This is a genomic window from Mycobacterium sp. UM_Kg27 (genome assembly GCF_000972905.1).
GTDB lineage: Bacteria > Actinomycetota > Actinomycetes > Mycobacteriales > Mycobacteriaceae > Mycobacterium.
The window spans coordinates 1-7,924 of sequence record NZ_JRMM01000171.1; the positions used below are offsets into that span (position 1 = coordinate 1).

2 protein-coding genes are annotated in these 7,924 nt (G+C 69.3%); both read left to right on the forward strand.

Annotated features, from left to right (window positions below; all coding sequences use genetic code 11):
* Positions 1–3,047 (forward strand): KR domain-containing protein (locus LI94_RS19260; protein ID WP_046302202.1); only part of this gene is annotated, 3,047 nt, incomplete at its 5' end.
* Positions 3,048–3,066: 19 nt separating this feature from the next.
* A complete protein-coding gene (locus LI94_RS19265) occupies positions 3,067–7,848 on the forward strand; it encodes a type I polyketide synthase (protein ID WP_046302203.1) in 4,782 nt (1,593 codons plus the stop codon).
* Positions 7,849–7,924 lie beyond the last annotated feature (76 nt).

Below are 7,924 nucleotides of genomic sequence, written 5' to 3' on the forward strand. Positions count from 1 at the left end.
CCTCGCATACCGCGTTCATGGATCCGATCCTTGATGAACTGCGCGCCGAACTGGCCGACATCACCCCCCAAACACCACAGATCCCGTTCCTGTCCACCGTGGTCGACCCGCTCGGACCCACCCCGGTGCTCGACGCCCGCTACTGGGCGGACAACGTGCGCCAGCCGGCCCGGGTGCATCAGGCGGTCGCTGCCGCCGGAGACAAATACGGCACGTTCATCGAGATCAGCCCGCACCCGATCCTTACCCACACGATCGACGAGATCCTGGACGCGGTGCCGCACTGCAGCGTCGCCACGCTGGTGCGCGACGGCGATGACACCGTCGCCTTCCATCAGCATCTCAACAGCGCCCACCCGGTCAGCCCGCGCGACCTTCCGCATCCGTCGGGGTCCTACCCGGTGCTGCCGACCACACCGTGGCGACACACCCACCACTGGCTTGTGGTCGAAAGCTCCATCACCGCAGCCGAATCCGCGCCACGGCCGGGCCTGCTGCTGGGCACCCACATCAAGATCGGCAGCACACCGACCGTCCACCTGTGGCAAGCTCGGCTGTCCCCGGCGACCAAACCGTATCCCGGCAGTCACCGCAACAACGGGGTGGAGCTGGTTCCGGCATCGGTGCTGCTGCAAACCCTGGCGGAGGCCGCGTTCGAGGTCAGCGGGGACTCGGCGGTCAGCGAGATCCGATTCGAGCACCCCGTCATCGTCGACCGACTGCGGACCATCCAGGTGGTCGCCGACGGCGAATCGGTGACAGTGTCGTCGAAGTCGGTTTCCGACGACTCGGCCGCCCGATGGGTCAAACATCTCAGCGCCCGCATCACGCCGCGCAGCGAATCCGCCGGGCCCGCTGTTGACTCCAGCCCCATCGGCGGCCACAGCGGAACCTCCTTCGATGACGACGCGGTGACCGCGCTGTGGCTCACCTGGGGCAGCGAGGGGCGTCCCTTCGAGTGGTCGCTGATCGACGGCCGGTCCACCGCGACGCAATTGTGTGCCGATGTGGCGTCCGCACAGTCCGGCACGCCCGCGCTGCTGGACGCCGCCCTGCATGTCGCCCGCCTGATCGACGACACCAACCCCGAGCTGATGGTGCCGGCATCGGTCGACGAGGTCTGCTTCGGTGCTGCACCGGCGGACGGCCGGGCCGCAGTCACTGTGCACCGGCGCGACGCCGGACAGGGCGAACTCATCGTCGACATAGCCGTGACCACAACCGACGGCGCCCGGTGTGTCGACATCCGCGGGCTGCGCTACACGACACTGAACCTGGTCACCTCCGACGACCCCAGCTCGATCGCGCACGCGATCGACTGGCAGCCCTGGGACGCCGACCTGCAGACCTCGAGTCAGCCGGGAACACTGGCTGTGGTCGGTGATGGAGTCGCCGCCGACCGGCTGCGCGACGGACTGAGCGCGGTCGGGCATCACAGCGCCGGGATCGCCGAGGCCCACCACGTCGTCTATGTCGCCGACCCGGGGCCCGCAGACGAATCCGACCTGGACTGCGCTGCCCGGCTGGCCGGTGAGGTGGCCGATCTGGTGGCCACCCTGGCCGACCGCGACGCGCACCCGCCGGCCCTGTGGATCGTCACCCACGGCGTGCACGAGGCCGCCTCCGCCGCTGCGGTGCGGCAAAGCTGCCTGTGGGGAATGGCGGGCGTGATCCGGGCAGAGCAGCCGCAACTCTGCGGTGGGCTGGTGGACCTGCCCAGCGACGACGCCGCCGATGCAGCCGCGAGCGCCGCGGCGCTGTCGAGCATCCTGCGCACGCCGGCCAAGTCCATCGTGGTGTGGCGTGACGACCAGTTCCTGACGCCGGCGTTCAGCCCGATCTCCGGTCCGCCTCAGCGCAAGCCGATGGTGTGCGAGCCCGACGGCGCCTACCTCATCACCGGCGGTATGGGAGCGCTCGGTCTGCTGATGGCCGGATGGCTGGCCGACCGGGGTGCCCGGCGCCTGGTGCTGGCCGGTCGCAGTGCATTGCCGCCCCGGCGCGACTGGGACTCCGAGGAGATCGAGGCCGGCGTGCGGAACAAGATCGCCGCCATCCGGGCCTTGGAGCGGCGCGGTGTCACCGTTGATGTGGCCGGGCTCGACGTCGGGTCCCGGGCCGCGGTGACCGACCTGTTGGCCCGCCGCGACGCAGCCGGCGCACCGCCGATCCGCGGCATCATCCACGCCGCCGGTATCACCGAGGGCCAGCTGCTCACCGAGGTCGACGCTGACCGGCTGCGCGACACCATGTGGCCGAAGGTCGCCGGCGCCCAGGTGCTCAACGAGCTCTTTCCGCCCGGAAGCCTGGACTTCTTCTTCATGACCGCAGCCGCCGGGGCGGTGTTCGGGGTTCCCGGTCAGGGCGCCTACGCGAGCGCCAACGCCTACCTGGACGGCTTGGCCCGTGCCCGCCACAAGCTGGGCTGCCACAGCGTCAGCCTGGACTGGGTGGCGTGGAAGGGCCTGGGTTTCGGCGCCGAGGCGCACGTGGTGCTGCACGAACTGGAACGGATGGGCTCGCGGCCCATCACCCCGGCGGAAGCCTTCGCCGCCTGGGACCACGTGGAGCACTACGACGTCGCGCAGGCCGTGATGGTGCCGCTGCCGTCCGACGGGGAACCCGGCACCCCGGGAGTTGGTGAGACCGGACCGGTCCGCGACTGGGCGCAGCTGCCCGCCGATGAGATACTGAGCGAGCTGGAAATCGGGCTGCGCAGCATTCTGGCGCGCGAGCTTCGCATGTCGGAGGCGGAGCTACAGCTGGACCGGCCGTTCGCCGAACTCGGTCTGAACTCCGTGATGGCCATGGCGGTCCGCCGTGACATCGAACAGTTGGTGGGCATGGAGTTGTCGGCCACCATGCTGTGGAATCACCCGACGACTGCGGCACTGGCGGCGCACCTGACCGGCAAGCTGTTGCCGCAGGAAGATGTCGGTGGCGACGCGGCGGCCTCAGGCGGTGAGCTGCCCGAGTCGACCGACAGTGTTTTGAACGAGCTGTTCGACAGCGTGGAATCGGCTCCGGCCGGATGGGACGGGATCTAGTGGGAATTGAGTTCCCCGCATGACCGCAGCATTTGACGAAGAAGCACTGCGCCACTGGCTGGCCGACTATCTGGTCACCAACATCGGTTGCAGCCTTGAGGACATCGATTTCAACGCGTCGCTCAACGATCTGGGCGTCGGATCTCGGGATGCCGTGGTGCTCTGCGGCGAGCTGTCGGAACTGCTGGGCCGCAAGGTCTCACCGGTAGAACTCTGGCAGCACCCGTCGGTCGCGGAACTGGCCCGGTTCCTCATCGAGCCCGAGTCCGCCGACGAAGAGTCGGCGCCCGAGCCCGGGCGCTTCGGCACCGATGAGCCCATCGCGGTGATCGGTCTGGGTTGCCGGTTCCCAGGTGACATCAACTCACCGGACGCGATGTGGCAGTTCCTGCTCGACGGTGGCAACGCGGTGACCGAAGTGCCCGCCGATCGCTGGGCGCCGTTCGACGACGGTTCAGCCGAGACGGGCAACGCTATCGCCCGCACCACCCGCTGGGGCTCGTTCCTGCGCGATATCGCCGCATTCGACGCCGACTTCTTCGACATCTCCAGCCGCGAAGCGGTCAAGATGGACCCGCAGCAACGGCTGCTGCTCGAAGTGGCGTGGGAGGCCTTGGAGCACGCCGGAATTCCGGCGACCTCGTTGCGGCGATCGCAGACCGGCGTGTACGTCGGAGCCAGCATTACCGAATACGGCTGCCACGCGTCCGCCGACCTACCCAGCGTGGACGCCTGGAGCAACGCCGGTGGCGCACTGAGCATCATCGCCAACCGGCTGTCGTACTTCTTGGACCTGCGCGGCCCGTCGGTGACGGTGGACACCGCATGCTCGTCTTCGCTGGTCGCCCTGCATCTGGCCTGCCGGAGTCTGCGGACCGGGGAGTGCGAGATGGCGATCGCCGGCGGCGTGAACCTGCTGATGTCACCCGCGGTTTTCCGCGGTTTCGACCAGAGCGGGGCATTGTCGACGACCGGCGCGTGCCACGCGTTCGACGCCGACGCCGACGGATTCGTTCGCGGTGAGGGCTGCGGTGTCGTGGTGCTCAAGCGGCTGTCCGACGCCCGCCAAGACGGCGACCGCGTGCTGGCGGTGGTGCGGGGATCGGCGATCAACCAGGACGGCCACTCCAACGGCCTGCTGGCGCCGAACCCGGCCGCCCAAATGGCGGTTCTGCGGTCGGCCTACGCCGACGCCGGTATCGCCCCGCAGGAAGTCGACTACGTCGAGACCCATGGAACCGGAACCCTGTTGGGCGACCCGATCGAGGCCAAAGCGCTGGGCACGGTGCTCGGCCGGGGTCGTTCTCCGGAGTCGCCGCTGTTGCTCGGCGCTGCCAAGTCGAACCTCGGCCATCTCGAGGCGGCCGCGGGCATGGTCGGCTTCATCAAGACGGTGCTGGCTGTGCAGCGCGGGCGAATTCCGAAGAACCTGCATTTCAACACCCCCAACCCGCACATCACGTTCGAGCAGATGCGGTTGAAGGTCGTTGCCGAACACCAGGATTGGCCCTCCTCGGATCACCCGCGGCGGGCCGGGATCTCGTCCTTCGGTTTCGGTGGCACCAACGCTCACGTGGTCATCGAGCAGGCGCCGCCCGCCAAGATCACTGCGCGCGAGGTAGATCCGGCTGTGACCACGCTGGTGGTCTCCGCCCGGACGCCGGAACGGATCGCCGCCACAGCCACCGACCTGGCCGACTGGCTGGAAGGCGACGGCGCCGGTGTGGAACTTGCCGACGTCGCGCACACCCTCAATCACCATCGTGCCCGCCAACCGCTGTTCGGCACGGTGTGCGCCCGCGACCGGGACGCGGCGGTCAGCGGCCTGCGGGCACTGGCGGCCGGTACCTCGGCGGAGGGCCAGGAGTGCGGAGTCATCGGTCCGCACGACGGCCCGTGCGGACCCGGCACCGTCTTCGTCTACTCCGGGCAGGGCTCGCATTGGATCGGCATGGGCCGTGCGCTGCTCACCGACGAACCGGCGTTCGCCCGGGCGCTGGCAGTGCTGGAACCCGCTTTCGTCGAACACGTCGGGTTCTCGCTGTGGCAGGTGATCTCCGCCGGTGAACCGGTCAGCGGCGACGCGCAGGTACAGCCTGTGTTGATGGGGCTGCAGCTGGCGCTGACCGAGCTGTGGCGGTCGTACGGGGTCCATCCCGACGCTGTCATCGGCCACTCGATGGGCGAAGTCACCGCGGCGGTGGTAGCCGGCGCGCTGAGCCCGGCCGACGGGTTCCGCGTCATCGCGGCCCGTTCGCAGTTGATGTCGAGGCAGGCCGGGCAGGGCGCGGTGGCACTGCTGAACCTCGACCCCGATGCCGTCGAGGCACTGCTGGCCGACTACCCGGACGTCAGTGTGGCGGGCTACCTCTCGCCGAAGCAGACCGTGGTGGCCGGCCCGGTTGCGCCCGTGGACGCGGTCATCGCGACCGTCAGCGGCCAGAACAAGTTCGCCCGGCGGGTCAACATGGAAGTAGCCTCGCACACCGCGCTGATGGACCCGATCCTGCCCAAGTTGCGAGCGGCCCTAACGGGTCTGACGCCGGAAGTCGCCACCATCCCGTTCTTCTCGACGGTGACCGAAGCCGCCATGCCGGCCGGTGGCATGCCGATCCTGGACGCCGACTACTGGGTGAACAACGTGCGGCAGCCCGCACTACTGACTCAGGCGGTCGCTGCCGCGGCCGGCGAGTACACCACGTTCGTGGAAGTCAGCGCCCACCCGATTCTGACTCACGCGATTGCTGACACGGTGGAAGCCCTTGGCGGGCACCACCACAGCGTCGGGACCCTGGTGCGCGACGCTGACGACGCGGTCAGCTTCCACACCAACCTCAACCGCACGCACACCACCCAGCCCCCGCTGACCCCGCATCCGCCCGAGCCGCACCCGGTGCTGCCCGCCACCCCGTGGCAGCACAGCAGCTACTGGATCGACACCGCGGCAGTCCGGGGCGCCGCTGTTGCGGCCGGTGCCGGGCCACAGCGGGCCGTCGGCAGTTCGGGCCCGGTGCCCGAGGACTGGTGGTGCGAGCTGACCTGGCCGGCTGCCGAAGCCGCGCCTGGCGAGACCATCACCGAGCAGTCCTGGCTGGTGATCGGCGGCCAGGAGCTCAGCGCCGAGATCGGCGCGAAGCTGGGCGGCGGCGTGACTGCGCTGGACGCGTCGGTGCTGAGCGCCGACGGTGATGGTGCGGCACTGGCCACCGCCCTGGGCGCGGCCACCCATGTGCTGTTCGCGCCGTCGACGGACCCGACGGATCTCAGCGCCGCACCGGCCTACCAGGCGTTCAACGCGGCGCGGCGCCTGGCCACCGCGATGACGGAGCAGACGTCGAACTCGGCGAAGCTGTTCCTGCTGACCCGCAACGCGCAACCTGTCGGCGATGGCGACCGGGCCAACCCCGCGCACGCCGTACTGTGGGGGCTGGGCCGCAGCCTGGCGCTGGAGCACCCGGAGATCTGGGGCAGGGTTGTCGACGTCGACGAGTCGGTCCCCGCAGCACTGGTCGCCGGATACCTGGTGGCCGAAGCCGACGCCGCCGACACCGAGGACCAGGTCGTCTACCGGGCCGGTATTCGTCGGGTCCCGCGCCTGCTCGGCAGCCGTCCTACCGGAGCTGAACCAGTCGAATTCGATGCCGGCAGTTGCCATCTGGTGATCGGCGCGACCGGCAACATCGGTCCGCAGCTGGTGCGGCAACTGGCGGCCAGTGGAGCCAAGACCATCGTCGCGGTTTCCCGACGCCCGGGCTCAGTGCTCGACGGATTGGCGGCCGAGTTGGCCCCGGCCGGAACGACACTGGTGACAGTGGCTGCCGACGCCGCCGACGAGACCGCGATGGGTGCGCTGTTCGATCGCTTCGGCGTCGACCTGCCGCCGCTGGAAGGCATCCACGTGGCCGCCTTCGCCGGCGGCCCGGTGACCCTGCGCGACATGACCGACGACGACGTGACCACCATGTTCCGCCCGAAGCTCGACGTGGTCGCGGTGCTGCACAAGCTGTCGCTGCGACAGCCGGTGCGCTACTTCGTGTTGTTCTCGTCGATCTCCGGCATCACCGGGTCACGGTGGCTGGCGCACTACACGGCCACCACCACCTTCTTGGACACCTTCGCCTACGCGCGCCGCGCGGCCGGGCTGCCGGCCACCGCGATCAACTGGGGGTTGTGGAAGTCCCTGACCGACACCCAATCCGATGCCGAACGCCAGGTGACTGTCGACTCCGGCCTGGAGCCGATGGCCGACGATGTCGCCATCGGAGCCCTGCCGCTGGTGATCGGTGCTCACAATGCGGTGCGGCACACCGTCGTCGCGGCGGACTGGCCGCGGCTTGCCGTCGCGTACCGCACCCGGGCGGCGCTGCACATCGTCGACGATCTGCTGATCGTCGACGCACCTGCCGACGGGCCGGCGGCGCAGAGCACCGAGTTCCGCCGCGTTCTGACTGAGGCGGAACCCGGACAGCGCGGGGAGCTGCTGCGCGAACACGTCACCGACCAGGTCATCGCCGCCATGGGGCTGGGGTCCCGTCACGCGCTGGACCCGACCGCCGGGTTCTTCCAGTCCGGCATGGATTCGCTGATGAGCGTCACCCTGCAGCGGTCACTGTCGGACAGTCTGGGCGAAGCTCTGCCGGCCGCAGTGGTGTTCGACTACCCGACGATCGACGCGCTGACGGGGTACCTGGCAACGGTGCTGGCCGAGGTGGCGGAGGCCGCCGAGCAGGACAGCGCCGACGCCTATGACGACATGAGCGATGACGAGCTGCTCGCGCAGCTTTCGGAGAGGTTGAGTTGAGCGAGAAGAGTGCTGCGCCGGTCGGGGGGCCGGATCGTCGGGCGATTGTTGCTGAGGCGCTGCGCAAGATTGATGA